Annotated in this window: 19 protein-coding genes and 1 pseudogene; 9 read left to right on the top strand and 11 right to left on the bottom strand. The window is 62.8% G+C overall.

What is annotated here, in order from left to right:
• The first annotated feature begins 837 nt into the window (after positions 1 to 837).
• From ACFC25_RS10975 to ACFC25_RS10960, 4 genes are all read left to right on the top strand, one after another.
• On the top strand, positions 838 to 987 hold the full coding sequence (locus ACFC25_RS10975) for a hypothetical protein (protein ID WP_337348411.1): 150 nt from the start codon (positions 838 to 840) through the stop codon (positions 985 to 987).
• A gap of 102 nt (positions 988 to 1089) precedes the next feature.
• Complete coding sequence (locus ACFC25_RS10970; RefSeq protein ID WP_376045177.1) at positions 1090 to 2013, top strand: ABC transporter ATP-binding protein; 924 nt, start codon at positions 1090 to 1092, stop codon at positions 2011 to 2013.
• The gene (locus ACFC25_RS10965) at positions 2010 to 3218 is read left to right on the top strand and encodes an ABC transporter permease (RefSeq protein WP_376045176.1); all 1209 of its coding nucleotides are present in this window, start codon (positions 2010 to 2012) and stop codon (positions 3216 to 3218) included. The genes ACFC25_RS10970 and ACFC25_RS10965 overlap by 4 nt, the downstream gene beginning before the upstream one ends.
• A 199-nt stretch (positions 3219 to 3417) precedes the next feature.
• On the top strand, positions 3418 to 3663 hold the full coding sequence (locus ACFC25_RS10960) for a hypothetical protein (RefSeq protein WP_337348414.1): 246 nt from the start codon (positions 3418 to 3420) through the stop codon (positions 3661 to 3663).
• Positions 3664 to 3702: 39 nt separating this feature from the next.
• Here the strand turns inward: ACFC25_RS10960 and ACFC25_RS10955 are convergent, their stop codons facing one another.
• Positions 3703 to 3834 carry an ATP-binding cassette domain-containing protein gene (locus ACFC25_RS10955; RefSeq protein ID WP_376045175.1) on the bottom strand — a complete coding sequence of 44 codons (132 nt, stop codon included), beginning with the start codon at positions 3832 to 3834 and terminating at the stop codon, positions 3703 to 3705.
• Positions 3835 to 4225: 391 nt separating this feature from the next.
• Between ACFC25_RS10955 and ACFC25_RS10950 the strand changes: the two genes are divergently transcribed.
• Positions 4226 to 5113: a hypothetical protein gene (locus tag ACFC25_RS10950; RefSeq protein WP_376045174.1), complete on the top strand. Its 888-nt coding sequence runs from the start codon at positions 4226 to 4228 to the stop codon at positions 5111 to 5113.
• 103 nt (positions 5114 to 5216) lie between these two features.
• Here the strand turns inward: ACFC25_RS10950 and ACFC25_RS10945 are convergent.
• A pseudogene (locus tag ACFC25_RS10945) lies at positions 5217 to 5866 on the bottom strand (zinc-binding dehydrogenase); the annotation flags it as partial.
• A 56-nt stretch (positions 5867 to 5922) separates the two neighbouring features.
• Between ACFC25_RS10945 and ACFC25_RS10940 the strand changes: the two are divergent.
• Positions 5923 to 6687: a DeoR/GlpR family DNA-binding transcription regulator gene (locus tag ACFC25_RS10940; protein ID WP_376045261.1), complete on the top strand. Its 765-nt coding sequence runs from the start codon at positions 5923 to 5925 to the stop codon at positions 6685 to 6687.
• Here the strand turns inward: ACFC25_RS10940 and ACFC25_RS10935 are convergent.
• The 8 genes from ACFC25_RS10935 to ACFC25_RS10900 all read right to left on the bottom strand — a co-directional run bounded on the left by ACFC25_RS10935 (position 6684) and on the right by ACFC25_RS10900 (position 14167).
• Positions 6684 to 7376 (bottom strand): aspartate/glutamate racemase family protein, encoded by a 693-nt coding sequence (locus ACFC25_RS10935; protein ID WP_376045173.1) that lies wholly within the window; start codon positions 7374 to 7376, stop codon positions 6684 to 6686. The two genes, ACFC25_RS10940 and ACFC25_RS10935, sit on opposite strands and share 4 nt — an antisense overlap.
• A gap of 132 nt (positions 7377 to 7508) precedes the next feature.
• Positions 7509 to 7709, bottom strand: coding sequence for a putative quinol monooxygenase (locus tag ACFC25_RS10930; RefSeq protein WP_376045260.1), 201 nt, complete (start codon positions 7707 to 7709; stop codon positions 7509 to 7511).
• Between the two features lie 109 nt (positions 7710 to 7818).
• Positions 7819 to 8991, bottom strand: a complete 1173-nt coding sequence (locus tag ACFC25_RS10925; protein ID WP_337348418.1) for a Gfo/Idh/MocA family oxidoreductase — start codon at positions 8989 to 8991, stop codon at positions 7819 to 7821.
• A gap of 66 nt (positions 8992 to 9057) precedes the next feature.
• Complete coding sequence (locus ACFC25_RS10920; protein ID WP_376045172.1) at positions 9058 to 9879, bottom strand: sugar phosphate isomerase/epimerase family protein; 822 nt, start codon at positions 9877 to 9879, stop codon at positions 9058 to 9060.
• A gap of 46 nt (positions 9880 to 9925) precedes the next feature.
• Positions 9926 to 10912: an ABC transporter permease gene (locus ACFC25_RS10915; protein WP_376045171.1), complete on the bottom strand. Its 987-nt coding sequence runs from the start codon at positions 10910 to 10912 to the stop codon at positions 9926 to 9928.
• A 3-nt stretch (positions 10913 to 10915) separates the two neighbouring features.
• Positions 10916 to 12424 carry a sugar ABC transporter ATP-binding protein gene (locus ACFC25_RS10910; protein ID WP_376045170.1) on the bottom strand — a complete coding sequence of 503 codons (1509 nt, stop codon included), beginning with the start codon at positions 12422 to 12424 and terminating at the stop codon, positions 10916 to 10918.
• 55 nt (positions 12425 to 12479) lie between these two features.
• Positions 12480 to 13637, bottom strand: coding sequence for a substrate-binding domain-containing protein (locus ACFC25_RS10905; RefSeq protein WP_337348422.1), 1158 nt, complete (start codon positions 13635 to 13637; stop codon positions 12480 to 12482).
• Between the two features lie 47 nt (positions 13638 to 13684).
• A complete protein-coding gene (locus ACFC25_RS10900) occupies positions 13685 to 14167 on the bottom strand; it encodes a hypothetical protein (protein ID WP_337348423.1) in 483 nt (160 codons plus the stop codon).
• Between the two features lie 198 nt (positions 14168 to 14365).
• Here ACFC25_RS10900 and ACFC25_RS10895 point away from each other — a divergent pair, with 198 nt between their 5' ends.
• The 3 genes from ACFC25_RS10895 to ACFC25_RS10885 all read left to right on the top strand — a co-directional run bounded on the left by ACFC25_RS10895 (position 14366) and on the right by ACFC25_RS10885 (position 17818).
• A complete protein-coding gene (locus tag ACFC25_RS10895) occupies positions 14366 to 15433 on the top strand; it encodes a LacI family DNA-binding transcriptional regulator (protein ID WP_376045169.1) in 1068 nt (355 codons plus the stop codon).
• A 150-nt stretch (positions 15434 to 15583) separates the two neighbouring features.
• Positions 15584 to 16366 (top strand): GntR family transcriptional regulator, encoded by a 783-nt coding sequence (locus ACFC25_RS10890; protein ID WP_376045168.1) that lies wholly within the window; start codon positions 15584 to 15586, stop codon positions 16364 to 16366.
• A gap of 228 nt (positions 16367 to 16594) precedes the next feature.
• The gene (locus tag ACFC25_RS10885; protein WP_376045167.1) at positions 16595 to 17818 is read left to right on the top strand and encodes an MFS transporter; all 1224 of its coding nucleotides are present in this window, start codon (positions 16595 to 16597) and stop codon (positions 17816 to 17818) included.
• A 67-nt stretch (positions 17819 to 17885) separates the two neighbouring features.
• Here the strand turns inward: ACFC25_RS10885 and ACFC25_RS10880 are convergent, their stop codons facing one another.
• Complete coding sequence (locus tag ACFC25_RS10880; protein ID WP_376045166.1) at positions 17886 to 18890, bottom strand: nucleoside hydrolase; 1005 nt, start codon at positions 18888 to 18890, stop codon at positions 17886 to 17888.
• Positions 18891 to 18907 lie beyond the last annotated feature (17 nt).

The following is an 18907-nucleotide window of genomic DNA, read 5'->3' as shown; positions in this document are numbered from 1 at the left end:
GCCACAGCAATAGACAGGACAAGCCCTGAAGCTATCAGCGGGGTGGTCTCTCGGTCCGGGTGCCCGAACGACTCCCGCGTGATCCGTACCCACGAGATACCCAGGATTTAGAGGGCGCCGAGCCACGCGACCGCCCGTCACACACACGGCTGCGGCCTGGCAGCAGCAGGGCGGTGCCTGCTGCGGCGTGGGCGGCCAGCGTATGCCATGGTGCTCACAGCCCGAGATCGCCGCCCACGGCGAATTGGAGTTCAGGATGCCGGCATTTGACCCGGCAGGCCAGGCGGTGGCGCCTCCAGTCTTTCCATCCTGCCTTAAGCTGCAGGCCCAGGTAGGAGGAGTACTTCCGGCTCTTGCGCAGGTCTCCCGTGCGGATCCACCCTGCGCGGGAGAATGTCGCGGCTACGGTTGCCAGAGCGGAAGGAAGTAGCCGACGACGGCAACCTCGTCTCAAGGGGGCGCAGACCTCCACCTAGAAGCAGGCCGCTCTCCACTTATCTTTGCGGGAATCACACCTAAATCGGTCCCAGATCAGCCCAAAAATGACCCAGTCCATACCTAGATGAAATTTACGGCCGTATTTTCCTTTCAGGAAGGAGCGGTCATTGGGTTCAATATGTGGCCAATCTTTCCTAATCAAAATTATGGAAATCATACCTTTTGGAGGAATTGTGAACTGGCAACAATTCAACTGCATACTGGGATTCCTGGGACACATCATTACGACGGGTTCGCTGATCGCGGCTGCATTTACTGGTGGTGCAACACTTGTCATTGCTGGTATTTCGTACACACTTAGCGGCCTGTCACTGGCCTTGGGGTGTGGGTAACTGATCTATGAAATTTCTAACCCTGTCCGCGGCTGTCATTTTCTCGATCGTTGCCATCATTGCGTTCTTTAGCAACCAGATCATGGGGGTCCTATCCCTGGCCGCGGCGGGGGCATGTCTCGCGACGTGGTTCGTCTACAAGAAGCAAGCAAAATAAGTCTGTACTGCGTCTCTACGTGGCTGTGTCTGGAGTCGACAGAGGTCCGCTCCAGACTCGGACACGTGTTGAGCCACATACACAGCCAACCAATGAGGGCAAATGGCACTGGTAAGAGTCAAGGAGCTATCAAAGCATTACGGCTCAGTCCGAGGAATTGAACGCATCCAATTCGACCTCAACGCAGGAGAGTCGATGGCGATAGTTGGGCCCAACGGATCTGGCAAGACGACTCTGGTCAGGTGCTTGCTCGGCTTGGTCGAAGCGAGCGAAGGGATTGTGGATATTGCAGGGAGAGCGTATCAGCCTGCCGACCCGACCCGGATCGGCTACTTACCAGAAGATCGAGGGCATTTTCAGCGTGACCGAGTGATTGACGTGCTGCGGCTTTTCGGCACCTTGCGGGGTCTCGACTCGAGGGCGGCCGATAGCCAGGCTCACGAATATCTTGAAGAGATGGGGTTGGGATCGTTGGCCTTCACACAGATCCAGGCCCTATCGAACGGCCAGCAGCAAAAGGTCCATTTGGGAATCACCTTCATGGGGAATCCTGACCTGTTGGTGCTGGATGAGCCCACACGGGGGTTTGATCCTGTCAACAAGGCCGCCTTCAACAAGTACGTGGCAGAACGCACTAGCCGAGGGGCGACACTGATCCTAGTCACTCATCAGATGCAGGAGGTCGAAGACCTAACTGAGCGCATCCTCTTTCTAGACAATGGGGCTCAGCATTACTTGGGAACGGTGCATGACGCCAAAACCGACCTCGGTGAGACCCGAACGCAATTCACATATCTTGGAGACCTCCCCTCTCTCATAACTGACTGGCCATTAGTACGCCAAGGACGAGGGCGTGCTGCCTTGATTCACACGCATAGTCAGGGGATGCCCGAGCGTTTGCTTTCGGACTTGATGAATGCCGGCGTCCGGCTCACTGGGTTTCAGACTCGGTCATCAACCCTGGATGAAGTGTTTGTGCGCACATATGGAGAATCGGTGCAAGTGGAGGATGAGATCACCGGATGACAGGCCCAAACCGGCAGCTTGTCGCTTTTGACGTCAGGCGCCATCTGAGAAGGAAGAGTTTCTGGATTGCGTCACTAATGGTGCCTGCATTCATGGTTCTCTTGGGTTTTCTGGTCCAGTCCAGCGAAAGTGCCATCCGGAAGAGTTCGGACGTATCCGGCCTAACGTCGTTTGCGTTTCACTACGCCGACTACTCCGGCTTGATCGACGCTGATCTGGCCAAACGGGTTGGTGGAAGTATCGCTACCAACGTGGACAAGGCCAAAGAGGAAGTGAAGATTGGCAAAATACAGACGCTGATCGTCTACCCGAGCGACGTGGCTCGCGGGAAGATCCAGATTTTCGAGAACAATGTGGGTCTTGTAGGGGATCAAAAGTCAACCGCTTTTGCCAGACAACTCCTCCAGATGTCGGTTGCAAGAACCGTCGACTCGCCTCAGATTGTGAAATCGTTAACTGCCAGTGCCGAAGTGACCAGAGCCGGCTATCGAAACGGAGTTCCTGATCCAGGGTTGGCAGCCGTGGCGGTTCCAATGCTGTTCTTGTTCGTGTACTTCACCATGACGATCTTTCTCGGCAACCAAATAATCGGAGGCTTTGCCGAGGAACGCGAACAGAAGATACGCGAGGTGCTGTTCGTCGACGTGACCGCTTCGAGCGTGTTTCTTGCAAGGATGGTCGCAACCACTGTGTTGGGAGCCCTTCAGCTTGCCATCATGGCAATTCCGCTCATAATCGCCTACTTTGCCATCGGACCTAGTCTCGGACTGCCACTCCCGGCATTTAACACTTGGGTCCTTGACAGTTCAAAGATGCTCGTGGGTTTCGCGACGCTGCTGCTCGGCGTCGCCATGATGATCGCGGTTCATGCGGCTGTTGGCGCAAAAATCAAGAGCGTGCGTGAAGGATCAGCATTCGGAACTCTGTTTATCATCGCGATGTTCTCTCCGAGCTACATTCTGGGTGTGATTTCGGAAAATCCCGGATCGCTGGCGGTTCAGACAATGACCTATTTCCCACTCACTGCACCCAGTACATTGCTGTTCCGGAATGCACTCGGAAACATCAGCTTGTTGGAACTCGTCATCAGCATGACGGTCGTTGCGATAACGAGCGTCGTAACCACTCTGGCCGCAATCCGGATATACAGGGGCGGGCAAGCCCTTCCGAACAAAAGTAAGCCATTGAACGCAGGGACCGCTTGAACCATTCAACGTCTGTTATCCCTGGCCATACTCTCGTTGACGGGATTTCGGACTAGACATTCTGTGGCCCCAAAGTGATAGAGCGTTGGGAAACGTGCAGGAAGGGAGAGAACGTTGGAGAGACAAACTGCGGCGGGGTTGGGCCGTCCCGGAACCCGGGGTCTAGACAAGCTCAACCAAAGTGTCTCAGCGGGTGTTTGTGCTGGCTGCAGTTCGTCTACCGGCGTTCCAGCCCCTTCCATCCGAGCTCTGGCACAATCCGCGGCATCTGCATGACGTCGCCGACGTCCTGGAACTGCTGCGGGAGCACTGGCCGCAGCACGTCATACAGGCACTTCATGAACTCGTCCCCGGCTTCCGTTTGATCGAAAACGCCTACGACGTGGCAGAAAACCTATTCGTCGTCGGTAGCAAGGCTGAATTTTTCATGCCGAGGCAGTTTTGATGCAGACGTCGACCTTGAGCGTTATCGCCTGCAAGAACGTCAAACAGCTCGGTGACGGAGAGTACCTGCTGCCGCGAGTCCGTAAAAGGACGACAAGAGCACTGTCTTGCCGCTTCCGCTCTTGCCGAATACGGCAACCTGTTGCTCTCGTGCGACTTTATTCTGCTCCATGGGAAGAAATTACGGCACGATTGATTGAAATACATGTGTGTCGAAATTAGGTGTCGAAAGCCATGAGATGAGCCACGACCACGATTTACGGGTACGGAACGGACTCGGAATGGCTGCCATTCGGGCCTAGGCGCCATCGCGCCGGGGGCCTTCAACGTTCCCAATGAGCGCTGGAACGATCCGTCGAAGAGGGTCCATCTTTGTGCCGCCCGGGTCCGGTGCGGGCGCAGATCTCATTACACCCGGCCAAAGGATCTGAGACTCAAATTCAAAGGTTCAAGCATACATACTCTTTGTAAATAACAAATGAAAAGCCACTCATGCTTGTCATATTTGAGATTGCATCTTGTCGTAACACCGGAAAACCTACTGCGTCTGCGATATTTGAGCCATGACTACACCAGAGTTCCCTGGGGCGGGCTCACAGCAGGCTTCGCCCAACCATCCACCTGCCGCGCAGCCGGCTTACGAGGCGTCAACGCAGACCCTCCCGCCCCGGCCGACGAGGGCAAAGAAGCCATTGAACGTCGTTGGGCTCATCGCCCTCATCACAGCCGTGCTCGGGTTCATCTTCGCCTGTATGCCTGGTGCCCTCATCGTTGGCTGGATACTGTTGCCGATCGCATTCGTTCTGGCTCTCGTATCTCTGTTCCTAAAGGACAAGCCCAAAGGGCTGGGTATCACCGCCCTGATCCTGTCAATCGTTGGAACAATTGTCGGGGTCGTCGTGTTCTTTGCCGTAGTCGGGTCGTCCTTCGACAACGCATTCGGCAGCGGCGACACCAAAGTCGTAGCACCGTCCGGCGAGGGTGCCACTAACGGCGAGGCAGCGGAGGCTCCCGCTGCCAAGACCGGGACCCGCGAGACTCCACATCCGATCGGCTCGGTCATTGAATCCAAGGACTGGCGCGTTGTGGTCAACTCGGTCACCCTTGCCGCCACAGACGCTGTTGTCGCTGCCAACCAATTCAACGACCCGCCTGCCGCGGGTTCGGAGTACATCCTCGTGAACTACTCCGTCACCTACATCGGCGATGACGCTAACGGGCAGACGCCTTCGTTCGTGTCAGTCGAATACGTGACAGCTGACGGCAGGACCGTGAATAGCTACGACAAGTCCGTCGTAGAACCGGATCCCATCAGCTCGAACGCGCTCTTTAAGGGCGGCTCGGCAACAGGCAACAAGGCTTTTGAAGTGCCGTCGGCCACCGCGGCTCAAGGCGTTCTCGCCGTCAGGGCGGGCATGCTCGGTGACAAGGTATTCGTCGCAGCCAAATAACACTCAGAGGAAGTTCGCAAAGCCCCCGCCAGAGGCGGGGGCTTTGCTATGCCGCGCTACGCGACTGTTGCAGTGCAGTTACTCCGCGTAGCCTCAAGCACTCCTACGGGTGCACCAGCACCTTCACCGCCGTGTCCTTGTGGTTGATAAGGGTGTCAAAGCCCTGCTCCACCAGGTGCTCCAGCGCGATCCGGCCGGTGATGAACGGTTTGAGGTCCACCTTGCCCTCCTGCACCATCTTGATGACGGCGGGGTGGTCGCGGACGTAGGCGATGGTGCCGCGCAGGTCGATCTCCTTGAGCACAATCTTCTGCATGTCGATGGTGGCGGGCGCGCCCCAGATGGACACGTTGACCACCACGGCGCCTGGCCGGACGGCGTCGAGCATGGTGTCCAGCACCGCGTTTACGCCGGCGCATTCGAAGGCGACGTCGGCCCCGGTCCCGCCGGTGAGCTCCCGCACCCGGACCGGGACGTCCTCCTTGCTGGGGTCCAGGACGTGGTCCGCCACCCCGCTGGAGGTGGCCTTGTCCTTGCGCGCCTGGGTGAGCTCGCTGATGATCGTGGTCACCCCCATGCCCTTCGGACCGGGGCGGTGAGCAGGCCGATGGGACCCAACCCGCCCACTACCGCCGTGTCGCCCGCCTTCACGCCGCTGCGCGCCACCGCGTGGTGCGCCACGGACAGCGGCTCGATCAGCGCCGCCTCATCCAGCGGGATGTCCCCGATGGGGTGTACCCACCGCTGGTTCACCCTAAGAGATCCTAAACCCGCGTCGGCCGGAGCGCTTACGGCGTGGTGGTGGCCGCATACCACGACCACGCGAGGAGATCTACCGTCTTGCCGTGACCACCGGCCTGGCCTCCGTGGAGGAGCTCTCCGCCCGGTTCGAGGTGACCGCGTCCACCATCCGCCGCGACCTGGCGCTGCTGAACGGGCAGGGCCGGCTGGCCCGCACCTACGGGGGCGCCATGGCCCTCGGCGCGCACCCCGAGGCGTCGCTGCGGCAGCGCACCGGCCAGGCGTTCGAACAGAAGCACGCCATCGCCCGTTGGGCGGCGTCCGTGATCCGGCCGGGTGAGAACATCCTGCTCGACGCCGGTTCCACCGTGGGTGCCCTGGCCCACGAACTCCGCGGGTTCGACAAGCTGTCCGTGACCACCCCGGGCATCAACACCATGCAGGAACTGGCGGACTCGGAGGGCATCGAGGTGGACTGCCTGGGCGGTCGGCTCCGCACCGTCAGCCAGAGCTTCGTGGGACCGCTGGCCGAGGCCGCGCTGGAGCGGATGAGCTTCGACCGGGTGTTCTTGGGTGCCGACGCCGTCACCGCCGAGGAGGGCATCTGCGAGGCTAGCCACGAGCAGACCCGGCTCAAGGAGCTAATGGCCCGGCGCGGCAATCTTGTGTATGTCCTGGCGGACTCGTCCAAGCTCGGCCTGCGGCCGTTCCATGCCTGGGCCCGGCTGGCGCTGCCGTGGACCTTGGTGACGGACGACGGCGCCGACCCGGTGCAGGTGCAGAAGTTCCGGGACGCGGGGGTTGCGGTTGAGGTGGCTGAGGTTTCCGGCTAGGACGGGCCTTTCGGCGGGCTGCTGATTTGTATCAGTGCCACTGCTTCGACGGCGGATCGGGGGCTCGTGAGGACCGGCGTTGCGAGCCCGGTCAGCAGGGCCGCCGCGGGTTCCATGCTGGCCTGGGCAAGGACGACGACGTCGGAGCGGCTTGCGAGCCTATCCGCCGCCTGGGCGATGCTCGAGTGGTAGGCCTCCGCATCCCCCGCCAGGAAGGCGTCCCACGCCCCCTCCACAACGCTGACCTCCACGGTGATGCCGGCTTCCGCGTCCACAGCCTCCTCGGCGAGGACACGGCTGGTTGGTTCCACGGTGCTCGCGAGAGCCACGAGGACTCCGATGCGCGGACCGAGCGTCACGGCACGGCGAAGCATCGGCCGATCAATCCGAACCACTTCCAGCCCATCGCCGGAGAGGTGCTCCGCTACCTCGCCGAGCGTGGAGCAGGTGCACAAGACCACCTCGCATCCAGCACGTCGAAGTTCCGCGAGATGGGCGGCGACGACGGCCCGCACGCTCTCCTCAGTTCCGTCTTGCCGCGCAAGCTCCAGGGCATCGGGATCCACGCGGTGGACGGTGGAGGCGGAAGGCAGGTACTCCCGGGCAAGGGCCTCAAACGTGGCCTCATGGACCTGCGCCGTGTGGAGGAAGCCGACTCTACCGGCGGCACCGTTGCGTGGATGGGTCATGGTTCCCGACTTTAACAGGCCCGCCGGCCCGCCAGGCTCAGCAGTTTCAGCTGGAGGCCCCGGTAAGAGGGGTTATGGGAGTTACGGAGAACGGTGCGGCCAGCAGGGACTCCACACCTTTCACGAATTCCCTTACATGGTCTTTTTCATTGTGGGACTTGAGGTCCTCGCGGGTGCCCATCCCTCAAAGAGGACAAACGCGCCGGGCCTTTGGTCTTCAGAGAAGACGGTGTATTCCAGGCATCCGGCATCCTGGCGGCTCGCGGACTCCAGCTCCCCGAGGGCTTCCCGAAGTGTCGCTTCGTGCCCCTCTTTTGCGATGAACACTGGCATGAGCCAGACTTCCGCTGCTTCTTGGCTGACTGTTGTATGTGGCAATTTTGACGTCCTCGGGTGGTCCTGTGCGTTCAGGAGGGGCGGCTTGGCCGCCCCTCCTGTTCGGTCATGAATTGATAAGCGGAACCTCTACCCACGATTCCTTGGCGGCGGATTCGACGATTGCGTCATCGATCAGTGCCACCTGGTAGCCGTCGGCGAAACTCGGGCTGACGCTGCCGCCTTCCGCGATGGCCTTGAAGAAGTCGTAGGCCTCGATGATCTTCGTTTCGCCGTATCCAATGCCCAGGGCAGGGATGGGCCAGAGTCCTTCTCCGTAGGGGTGGGCCGGGCCGGTGTAGACGGTGCGGAAGCCCCGGCGGTCGGACTGGTCTGAAGCGAAGCAGACCTGCAGCTCGTCGCGCCGCTCGTAGTTGAAGACGATGCTTCCTTCCGTTCCGTGGATCTCGAAGGTGATGTAGTTGTTCCGGCCGTGGGCGTTGCGTGTTGCTTCCACGGATCCCACTGCGCCGTTGGCGAAACGGATCATGGTCATGACTTCGTCGTCCACATCAACGTCGCCACGGGGTCCTTCTTCGCCGCGAACGGTGCCCAATGCGTCCGCACCGCCGGACTGGAGCGGCCGCTCGGGGATCCAGGTGGACAGGACGGCGTTCACGGCGCTGAACTCGCCGACGAGGTAGCGGGCCATGTCGAAGACGTGCGTTGCGATGTCACCCAGGGCACCGGAACCAGCAATGGATTTCTGGAAGCGCCAGGAGAGCGGCGAGTTCGGGTCGGCGCTCCAGTCCTGCAGGTAGGTCCCGCGGAAGCTGAGGATGCGGCCAATGGCGCCTTCCTCGATGTATTTCTTTGCCAGCGCAACGGCAGGGGTGCGCCGGTAGTTGAAGGCAACCATGTGGACGATGTTTTTGTCCTTGACCGCGTCGTACATGGCCTTGGATTCTTCACCGGTACGGGCCAGGGGCTTTTCGCAGATGATGTGCTTGCCGGCTTCGGCCGCGGCAATGGCGATCTCGGCGTGGAGGTGGTTCGGCGTTGCAATGTCCACCACGTGGATGTCCGGATCGTCGATGATGCTGCGCCAGTCCGAGGTGGATTTTTCGAAGCCGAAGCGTCGGGCTGCTTCGGCAGCGAGGTCTTCGTTGGCTTCGGCAATAACCTTGCGGACCGGCATTGCCGGTGCAGGCCAGAAGAACATGGGCATGGCGGCGTACGCCAGGGAGTGGGCCTTGCCCATGAAGCCGCCTCCGATGAGGCCGACGTTGAGGTTCTGCATGTGAATCTTGTTCCTTCCGGAAGGCGGGGCAGATGCCGGCTGTGGCACTCCCCTTCGGTTGAAAAATCAGTTGGAGAGGAGGTTGTCCAGGTACTTTTTGCTGAGGGCTGCTGCTTCGCGGGGGTCGCCGTCGTAGTTGTCCAGTTCCACCATGAGCCAGCTGTCATACCCGCTTTCGCGGATGGCGGCGATGATGTCCGGGAAGTCCAGCTCGCCCTGCCCCAGCGGGAGGAAGGCGAAGGGGTCCTGCTGGAAGTCTTTGAGGTGGACGTGCCGGATACGGTCCGGGTATTTCCGGATGACCGCGGCCGGGTCCGCCCCGCCGGCAGCAAGGTGGGCGGTGTCCGGGCAGAATCCGATCCGGGTAAGTGGCATCAGCTTGTCCAGCTCGTCCGGGCTCTCCACGATGGTGCTCAGATGCGGGTGGTAGCTGGCTGACAGCCCGAAGCTTTCCGCGATATCGGTTACTTGGTTCAGCCCTTCGGCGAGCCGTCGGTAGTCTTCGTCGGTGGTGCCGGCAGCGCGGCGTGCTCCGCCTCCCACCACAAGCCGTTCCGCTCCGAAGCCGGCAGCCAGCTCGGCGGCACGGCGGATCCGGTGCAGCTCGTCCGGAAGGATGTCCGCGTAGATGAAGTTCGCCCCGGTGTAGACGCTTGTCAGTTCGACGCCGGCAGTATCCAGGATTTCCTTGAGTTCTTCGGGCTTTTCCGCGTATTCCGCGAGGTTGCCGTCGAACATTTCAACACCCTGGTAGCCCACTGATGCGATGTCCGCGACGGCGTCCCGCATGGATCCGTGGGTCAGGTAGAAAAGGTCCTTCACGCTGGTTACACCTTGGGGGTGGCCGACGACGCCGCCCCAGGTGATGGAACAGTAACCGAGTTTCATTGCTTCTGCCTTTCAGCTGCTGAGGAAGATGTGGGGGTCACGGGTGCTACTTCTTTCGTGCTAGCGCGACGGCCAGGATGATGATTGCGCCGCGGACCACTTGCTGCTGGCTGCTGTCGAGGCCGGCGAGGATCAGTCCGTTGTTGATGAGGCCGATCAGCAGGGCGCCGAAGAGGGTGCCGATGATCGAGCCGAACCCGCCGAAGAGGCTGGTTCCGCCCAGGATGACGGCTGCGATGGCGGATAGCTCATCGCCTGCTCCCCACTGGAACCGGCCGGACTGCAGGCGGCCGGCGTACAGCATGCCGGCAACGCTGGCCACCATGCCCGAGATAAGGAGCACCTGGAATTTGATGCGCCTGGTGTTGATGCCGGTGAACTCGGCCGCGTTGCGGTTGCCGCCCGTGGCGAGGACCTGCCGGCCGAACCTGGTGCGGTTCAGCACGACGGCGCCGATGGCGACGAAGATTGCGCTCCAGACCACCAGGCCGGGAACCGGGCCAAAGTCTCCTGATCCGAACAGCATGTTGAAGGTGTCGTTCAGGATCGGCTGCGGGGCCGAGGCTGTAATCCACTGCGCGACGCCGACGGCGATGCCCAGCGTGCCCAGTGTCACCAGGAAGGAGGGGATCCCGAGGAGACTGACCAGCGCGCCGTTGACGGAGCCCGCCACGAGTCCGACGGCGAGGCCCGCGAGGATGCCAGGGACAATGCCCCACTGTGCCAGCGCCATGGCTGTGCAGACGCTGGAGAGACCGGCCACGGAGCCGACGCTGAGGTCGATTTCCGCGCACGAGATGACGTACGTCATGCCGACGGCGATGACCGTGATGGTGGCCGTCTGCCGGAAGATGTTGAGCAGGTTCTGCGGGGACAGGAAGCCCTGGTCGCGCAGGAGGATGGCGAAGAAGATAAAGACGACGACGAAGCCGATGTAGATGACGTAGCGCCGCCAGTCCAGCTCTTTCAGCTTGGACCCAAAATTGCGGGTTACCGCGGCATCGCGGGGGGTGATGGTGTTGGCGTTGCTCACTGGTCAGACTCCCTGGACTGCAAGTTGAAGATATTCCTCGTCAGCGATCTCGCTGCGGGGGATGTCACGGATGATGGAGCCGTCCTTGAGGACGAGGACGCGGTCGCTGACCGCGAGTAGTTCGGGGTACTCGGACGAGATGACGATGACTGCTTTGCCGGCACTGGCGAGTTCGCGGATCATGTCCAGGATTTCGCTTTTGGTGCCGATGTCGACGCCGGCCGTCGGTTCATCCAGGATGAGGATGTCCGGGTCGGTGCCCAGCCACTTGGCGATGACCACTTTCTGCTGGTTGCCGCCGGAGAGCAGCCGCACCGGACGGTGGGGGTGGGCCACCTTGACCGCGAACTTCTTGATGAGGGACGCCGAAAGTTCCTTGCCTTTGGTGGCGTCCAGCAGCGGTCCGCGCCTGATCTGGCCCAGCAGCGGCAGCAGGAGGTTGTCACGGACCGAATGGTCCAGGACAAGGCCCTGCGCACGCCGGTCCTCGGGGATGAGGGCGATGCCGGCGTCGATGGCTTGTTGCGGTGAGGCTAGGGTGCCCTTTTTCCCCCTGATGAGGATTTCACCGCTGTCACGCCGGTCGATGCCGAACAGTGCGCGCGCGAGTTCGGTGCGCCCGCTCCCCATGAGCCCTGCCAGTCCCAGGATTTCGCCGGGCTGAAGCGTGAAGGAGATGTCCTTCACCCGCTGGCCGACGTTCAGGCCGCGGACCTCCAGCAGGGGCACTCCCCCATCGGCCACCGTGTCCCGTTCGCGGTATGCAAGCTGGCCTTCAATTTTCTTGCCAACAATGCCTTCCACGATCTGTTCTGGGGTCACTGCGCTCAGCGGTTCGGTCAGGAGCCGGCGGCCGTCGCGGAGAATGGTGATCCGGTCCGCGAGCCGGTAGACCTCGTCCATGCGGTGGGAGATGTAGATGATGGAAATGCCGCGCTGCTTGAGCCGGTCAATCAGTTCGAAGAGCGCTTCGGACTCGTGCCGGGCAAGGCTGGCGGTGGGCTCATCCATGATCAGTACCTGGGCGTTCTGCGAGAGTGCCTTGGCAATCTCGGTCAGCTGCCAGTACGCGGTACCCAGCCGGGAGACCTCCGCGTGGGGGTCCACATCCACTTCCATCTCGGCGAAGATTTCCTTGGCCCGCCGGGCCGAGGCCTTGTCGTCAATGAACCCGCCCGCGCTGAGGGGCTCGGCGGCAAGGAAAATGTTCTGGGCCACGGTCAGGCTGGGTACCAGGCTGAATTCCTGGAAGACCATGCCGATGCCGGCTGCTTTGGCTTCCTGGATCGAGTTGATGACGGTGGGTTTCCCGCCGATGAGGATCTCGCCCGCGTCCATCTGGTAAACGCCCTGGAGGATCTTCATGAGCGTGGATTTTCCGGCGCCGTTGCCGCCTGCCAAGGCGTGGACTTCGCCCTTCCGGACGTCGAAGCTGACGTCCTTCAGCACGGAGACACCGTTGAAGCCTTTGGAGATCGAACGCATTTCGACGGCATTGTCTGCGGTGTTCATTGTTGCCCTTTCGGGACAGTGCGGGGGCAGGCAGCCCCCGCACCGTCAGGTCTGGCTACTTTTTGTAGGACTCTTGGATGTCCTTGGGAGCGTCCTCGTGGTAGACCTGCTTCCAGGCCTCCAGGACGTTGGAGTGGTCCACCGGCAGTGCGCTCAGCGCCACGTAGGCCGGTGCCTGCTTGCCGATGAGGGCTCCTGCGGCCAGCCGGGCCTCAGTGACGCCCTGGTCGAAGGGAACCTGGGCGCCGAGGCCGACTATGAGCTGGTCCTTGGCCAGGGCGATGGCGACGTTCTTGCCGAGGTCCTCGGTGGCGATCTTCAAGTCCTGCCGGCCCGCGGCGCGGGCGGCGGCCATGACACCTTCTGCCGGGACGTCCCATACCGCCCAGATGCCGGAGAGGTCGGCATACTTGCTCAGCATGGCGTTGGCGGCTGCCTGCGCGTCACCGGCGAAGTCCGGACCCGCGATCCCCTTCTCTTCGACGATCTGGATTTCGGGGTATTCCTTGGTGATCGTTTCCTTGAAGCCCTGGTAGCGCTGCTTGGTCACAAAGAAGTCAGCCTGGTGGAATACAAGCCCGATCTTGCCCTTGCCGCCGATGGCCTTGGCCATCTGGTGTGCGGAGACGACGCCGTTGCCGTAGTTGTCCGCGGAAACGACCGAAACGTAGTCCGTGCCGGCGGTCAGTCCCTGGGGAATGTTGTCCATGAAGACGATCTTGGTTCCGGCGGCCGCGGCCTTCTTGTAGGCCGAGGCGGTGGCCACGGGGTCGGTGGGGATGGACACAATAATGTCCGGGTCCTGCGTCATGACGGTCTCGATGTCCGAGACCTGCTTGTCCGGCTTGAAGTTCGCGTCGGTGGTGGCAATCACCTGGATGCCGAGCTTTTCGAACTCGCTCTTGAGGCCGTTGGTCTGGGCGGTGGCCCAGTCGTTGCCGCCGTAGTGCATCACGATGGCGGCTTTGGCATTGAGTGCCTTGACCTTTTCAATCTCCTCCGGCGTCAGGTCTGCAACTGAGGCCGGAGACGGAGATTCACCGTTGGGGCCCTTGCTCAGGACCTGTCCCTTGATCTTGTCGAGGGCCTGCTGGGCCTTCTCGGAAACGCCGGCATCAGGGGCGTTGGAGGTGCTCGCGGTTGAACTGCTGCAGGATGCGACGGAAAGGGACAGAGCTGCGGCCAGGGCCACCAGGGGAAGCCTGCGGATCATCGTTGTTCTCCAGTGCTTGTATGGAATGGGTGGTGTGGTTGTTTGGGTCAGGCCAGCGCTATGGCGAGGGCAGGGGGAACCGGCGACAGGACAAGGCCGCCTGCGGCCGCGGCCGTGCGGACAGCGGCCGCCTTATCGGAAGCCTTCACGAAGGCTTCCGCGTGGACCTTGTCTACGAAAAGGCCCAGTGAACACGGTCCGTGGTGGGCTTGCACCCACCTGACCGCCTCCCCTGCCGCCTTTGCCATGCCGCCGGCGGCCTCGGCTACTGACCCCTGGATGGTCGTCAGTGACACAGGCGTGCCGGATTGGTCGAGGGAAACAACCAGGCTTGCCCACAGGGTGTTGTCATCGAACACGCCGACAACAGCCGAGGAACCGGCGGGGACAAAAGTGCGGACAGCTGCTCCGAGATCATCAGATGCTGTGCCCGTAAGCAGTACCTCAAGATGTGCCCACTGGGCTTCATCAACGTTCCGAAAGCTGGCCCCGGGATGTAGCGAAAGAGCGGCCGCGATTGTGTCGCTCATCCCGCTCACTCTCCGTCCCGGTTGCCTTCCGTTATCGTTTACGACGCTTCCGTGAACGTTTACGGTAATTAGCGTAAACGCTAACGGAGATAGTGTCAACGATCACGTGGCAGGCTGGTGCGGGGGCAGGGACGTAAGCTTAAGCAGGCTCACAAGCTGTCCCAGGCTCAGCTGGCACAGTGCAGGACAAGGAGAGGCATGGCAGGCATGGCAGTCCGCCGGGAGGGCAATGACGGGCCTCCGGCAACGCCGTCGCGCAGGAAACCCACCATCAACGATGTGGCGCAGCTGGCCGGCGTCTCCTTTGGCACTGTCTCGCGGGTCCTGAACGACGCGCCCGACGTCAGCGCCTCGACCCGCGAACGCGTCCTCCAGATCATCAAGGACATCGGCTACCGGCGGAACCGGGCGGCCACGGCACTGGTTACGAGCCGTTCGACGTCCATCGGCATACTTTCCGACGGCTCGCCCCGGTTCGGCCCGGTGGGAACGCTCCTGGCGCTGGAAAACGTTGCGCGGAAGAAGGGCTATGCGGCAACGGTCATCAGCGTTGAGAAACCCTATGAGGAGTCTGTGCAAGCCGCCCTCGACAGCCTGGACGATACCGGCGTCGGAGGGATCATCGTCATCGCGCCGGTTGTTGATATGGCGGCAGCAGTCTGGAACGCCACATGCCGCGTACCGGTGGAGATGATCGCTGCCGGAGCCTCCTCAACTCCCAATGTCTTCACCTACTCCGAAAACCAGGAGCTCGGAGCCAGGCTCGCCACCCAGCACCTCATAGACCTGGGCCATACGGACATCGCCCATATTGCCGGTTCCATGGACTGGTTCGATGGCCGGGTCCGCAAGCGCGGCTGGGAAGCGACGCTGCGGGATGCAGGACTGGAGCCGGGGCTTTGCGTCGAAGGTGACTGGAGCCCCAAGTGGGCCTACGAAACGGGTCTCCGGCTGGTACGCGAGGAAAAGGTTCCGCAGGCCATTTTTGCCGCCAGCGACCACACCGCGCTGGGGCTGATCCGCGCTTTCACCGAAAACGGCATCCGGGTTCCGGACGATGTCAGCATCGTCGGATTTGACGATGTTGAGGGGTCGGATTATTTCCTGCCTCCCCTGACCACCGTGCGCCAGGACTTCAACGCGCTGGCGCTGATGAGCACCGAGGTGCTCCTCGGTGCCATGGAGGGACGGGACGTGGACCGCACCCCCATTCCGCCCACCCTGGTGGTGCGCGACAGCGCCCGCCCGGCAACCCCCCGCAAGTAGAAACCTGCAGAGGCTTCCACCAGGAAGAATCAGGAACGACGACGGCCCAGCCAGCAACCCACACTTGTCCAACACACGCGTCAGACGTTTGCACTAGGCTGGAATCCCCGGACCGACCCCCGGACCACCCACAAGCAAGCGAGGCATATCGTGCACCAGGACGCCGCCCGGTTCCTGTCTCAGCCGGTGGCCGCCCAGCCCGGCGCTCCTCTTCGCGTCGCGGTGTACTCGCGGATCGCCGCAGCCATCCGCAACGGCCTGCTCACGCCCGGGTCCATGATCCCCACCGAAACCGAACTCGGCACGGACATGAAGGTCAGCCGTACCGTGGTCCGCGAGGCCCTTATGCTGCTCGAGGAGGACGGGCTCATCAGGGCGCGGCGCGGCGTCGGGCGATTCGTCTCGGACACGCTCCCCCGCATCGGCATCGAGCGCATCCAGCCGTTCGAGGACGTCCTCGGCAGCCCCGGGCAGCAGGTGGAGGTCAAACGCACGCAGGTGGTCCGGCAGGCGGCCTCCGAATTCGTGGCCCCCGGCATCGGCGTGGAGCCCGGCACCGACTGCTGGCTCTGGGAATCGGTCCTGATCCGCGACGGCGAGGCGATCGCCCACCTGCAGGAAAACGTCACCGCCCAGCCGGTCAGCGTTGGCAAGGGTGCGGCCGCGCCCCTTGAGATAGAGGACGACGGCGGCGCCACCTTGCTTGCCGCGCTCAACAAGCAGCTGGGCCGGCTGGCCGGACCGGGCGAGTGCCAGATCAGCCTCAGCCAGGTGGGACCCAGCCGGGCTAAGCTGCTGGACCTGCGCGCGTCGGACCCGGTGCTGGTCCTGACGCAGTACGTGCGGAACGGCAACCGGCCCTTCTACTTGGCCAAGTGCCTGGTGTCGGCACGGGCCGGCCACCTCTCGGTGATGCAACAGTTCCAGTCCTAAACCCACCCGCCACCGCGGAGTTTCCCGGCAGCTAACAGGATTTCAGGAACCTGAATGCTTCATGCCTAAGCAACTCCATGCTCTTAAGTGTTCGACATGCGAACATTTGTGCGTTCAATGAACTTTCGGGTATCCTCGTCGGCGGATCGTATGCCGCGCATCACATCAGCTGATGAGGCTGTTAGCTGCGGCGTGCGCCTATCCCTTTACCTGATCAATGAGGATTAAATGACAACTTCACCCTCCATCCGCAGGTCCCAGTGGCCCGTGTGGCTTTGCTGGCTGGCCATGGTCCTGGACGGCTTTGACCTGGTGGTGCTTGGCACCGTCATTCCCACACTTATCAAGACCGGCGAACTTGGTTTCGACGCGGTCGGCGCCACCCTGGTTGCCACCATCTCCCTCGTCGGCGTCGGCCTCGGCGCGCTCTTTATCGCCCCGCTGTCAGACCGCTTCGGGCGCCGCAAACTGATGGTTGCCTGCGTGCTCTGGTTCTCGATCTTCACCCTCGCGGTGGCGTGGGCGCCCAACGTGGCTATGTTCGGCGTCTTTCGCTTCCTGGCCGGGGTCGGACTGGGCGCCTGCCTTCCGGTGGCCCTCGCCTACATGAACGACTACGCACCGGCGGGATCCGCAGGAAAATCCACCACCCGCACCATGACCGGCTACCACGTCGGGGCTGTGGCAACTGCTTTCCTGGCGCTGATGGTCATCCCGGACTGGCGCACGATGTTCGTCGTCGGAGGCGTCGCCGGCCTTGTCCTGCTGCCGTTCCTGTGGTTCAAGCTGCCCGAGACCCTGCCGGCCGCACAGACGGCCGAGAAGCAGGAACAGACCGGGTTCCGGGACCTGGTGAAGAAGCCCTACCCCCTGGTTGCCGCGGCCATCGCCGCCGCCTCATTCATGGGGCTGCTGCTCGTCTATGGCCTGAACACCTGGCTTCCGCAGCTCATGGCATCCGCTGGCTACCCTGTCAGCGCCGGCCTTTCCCTGCTTCTGGTGCTGAACCTGGGCGCCGTAGCCGGCCTGATCATCGCCGGCATCCTGGCGGACAAGCACGGCACCAAACCCATCGTGCTGCTCTGGTTCGGCCTCTCCGCGGCCTGCCTTGCCCTGCTAAGCATCAAGGTTGAGAACGCCGTCCTGCTCAACGCCCTCGTCTTCGTCACCGGGGTGTTTGTCTTCAGTTCCCAGGTGCTCGTTTACGCCTGGGTGAGCCAGCTGTTCCCGGCCCGCCTGCGCGCCACGGCCCTCGGGTTCGCCGCCGGTGTGGGCCGCGTCGGCGCCATCGCCGGACCTGCGGTGACGGGCGGGCTGGTCGCTGCCGGCATCGCCTATCCCTGGGGTTTCTACGTCTTTGCAGCAGCCGGAGCGCTCGCGGTGCTGGCCCTGGTGGCGGTCCCGCACGCCGTTGCGAACACCACCCGGCCGGTCCCGGAGCACGTGAGCTGAACGACCGTTGCCCGGCTCGTCCCTGCGGACGTGCCGGGCAACGCGCTCTCCCCACCGCAGGAGGGCGTCAGGCGGCGGAGCCCGCTGAGGCGAGTCCCGCCGTCGTGCCCTCAAAGAAGCCAAGGAGCGTCTCCACCAGGTGCGGGGCGAAGTCCTCTTCCAGCGCGAGGACCACACGGCACCGCGCGCCCTTCACCGGCGGGTAGCCCGCGTACAGCCCGCGCAGGTCGCAAACGGTCTGCCCGCGGCCCGGCCCGTCGGAAGTGTCGACGGCGGCCCGCACCACGGGTGCAACAGCCGCCTGCACCGCGCCAACAGCGAGCGCCGCAGCCAGGGGATCGTGCATGGCGGAACAGGGCCGCCCGAAGATGCCCTCGTAGAACCGGAAGTAGTAGCCCAGCATCTCCCCCAGCGCCTGCGGCACCGGCGCGGAGGACGCCAGCAGCGCCTGCCGGTGCGGCTCCTCCAGCACCGAGGCCATGGTCACGTCCAGCGGAACCAGCATGACATCCCAGCCAGCCGCCAGCACCAGGGCGGCGGCCTCGGGGTCGTTGTGGATGTTGGCCTCGGCCACCGGCGAGATGTTTCCGGGGGCCAGGGCCGCGCCGCCCATGATGGTGACCGAGTCCACCAGCGCGGGCAGGTCCGGTTCCAGCCGGAGGGCTTCGGCGATGTTGGTCAGCGGGCCGATGGCCAGCACCCGCAGCGTTCCCGGATACGCATGGGCGAGCCGGACCAGCATCTCCGCCGCCGACTCGGACGCAAGCCCGGCAGACGCCGTCGTCAGCTGCACCCCGCCGATGCCGTTGTCCCCGTGGACCCACGGCGCCCCTCCCCCGAACTGCCCGGCCAGCGGATGGTGCGCGCCGAGCGCCACGGGAATGTGCGTGTGGCCGGCGAGCTGGAGCAGGTCCAGGGTGTTGCGGGCGCCGACGGCGGCACTGACGTTGCCGCTGACGCTCCCGATCCCCACAACGTCGGCCGTGGGCGCGGCGAGAAGGTAGGCCAGGGCAAGGGCGTCGTCGATTCCGGTGTCGCAGTCCAGGTAGAACGGGTGACTGGTGGTGGTCATGGCGGTGTTTATCTTTC

Source organism: Pseudarthrobacter sp. NPDC055928 (genome assembly GCF_042270935.1).
GTDB lineage: Bacteria > Actinomycetota > Actinomycetes > Actinomycetales > Micrococcaceae > Arthrobacter.
Note: the sequence above shows the minus strand (reverse complement) of the source record. Positions and strands in the feature narration are given on the sequence as shown.

Bases quoted from the DNA above. Each gene is read 5' to 3' on its own strand.
- ACFC25_RS10975 (WP_337348411.1), top strand. From the start codon at position 838: ATGAAATTTCTAACCCTGTCCGCGGCTGTCATTTTCTCGATCGTTGCC.
- ACFC25_RS10970 (WP_376045177.1), top strand. From the start codon at position 1,090: ATGGCACTGGTAAGAGTCAAGGAGCTATCAAAGCATTACGGCTCAGTC.
- ACFC25_RS10965 (WP_376045176.1), top strand. From the start codon at position 2,010: ATGACAGGCCCAAACCGGCAGCTTGTCGCTTTTGACGTCAGGCGCCAT.
- ACFC25_RS10955 (WP_376045175.1), bottom strand. From the start codon at position 3,834: ATGGAGCAGAATAAAGTCGCACGAGAGCAACAGGTTGCCGTATTCGGC.
- ACFC25_RS10950 (WP_376045174.1), top strand. From the start codon at position 4,226: ATGACTACACCAGAGTTCCCTGGGGCGGGCTCACAGCAGGCTTCGCCC.
- ACFC25_RS10935 (WP_376045173.1), bottom strand. From the start codon at position 7,376: ATGACCCATCCACGCAACGGTGCCGCCGGTAGAGTCGGCTTCCTCCAC.
- ACFC25_RS10930 (WP_376045260.1), bottom strand. From the start codon at position 7,709: ATGCCAGTGTTCATCGCAAAAGAGGGGCACGAAGCGACACTTCGGGAA.
- ACFC25_RS10925 (WP_337348418.1), bottom strand. From the start codon at position 8,991: ATGCAGAACCTCAACGTCGGCCTCATCGGAGGCGGCTTCATGGGCAAG.
- ACFC25_RS10920 (WP_376045172.1), bottom strand. From the start codon at position 9,879: ATGAAACTCGGTTACTGTTCCATCACCTGGGGCGGCGTCGTCGGCCAC.
- ACFC25_RS10910 (WP_376045170.1), bottom strand. From the start codon at position 12,424: ATGAACACCGCAGACAATGCCGTCGAAATGCGTTCGATCTCCAAAGGC.
- ACFC25_RS10905 (WP_337348422.1), bottom strand. From the start codon at position 13,637: ATGATCCGCAGGCTTCCCCTGGTGGCCCTGGCCGCAGCTCTGTCCCTT.
- ACFC25_RS10900 (WP_337348423.1), bottom strand. From the start codon at position 14,167: ATGAGCGACACAATCGCGGCCGCTCTTTCGCTACATCCCGGGGCCAGC.
- ACFC25_RS10895 (WP_376045169.1), top strand. From the start codon at position 14,366: ATGGCAGGCATGGCAGTCCGCCGGGAGGGCAATGACGGGCCTCCGGCA.
- ACFC25_RS10885 (WP_376045167.1), top strand. From the start codon at position 16,595: ATGACAACTTCACCCTCCATCCGCAGGTCCCAGTGGCCCGTGTGGCTT.
- ACFC25_RS10880 (WP_376045166.1), bottom strand. From the start codon at position 18,890: ATGACCACCACCAGTCACCCGTTCTACCTGGACTGCGACACCGGAATC.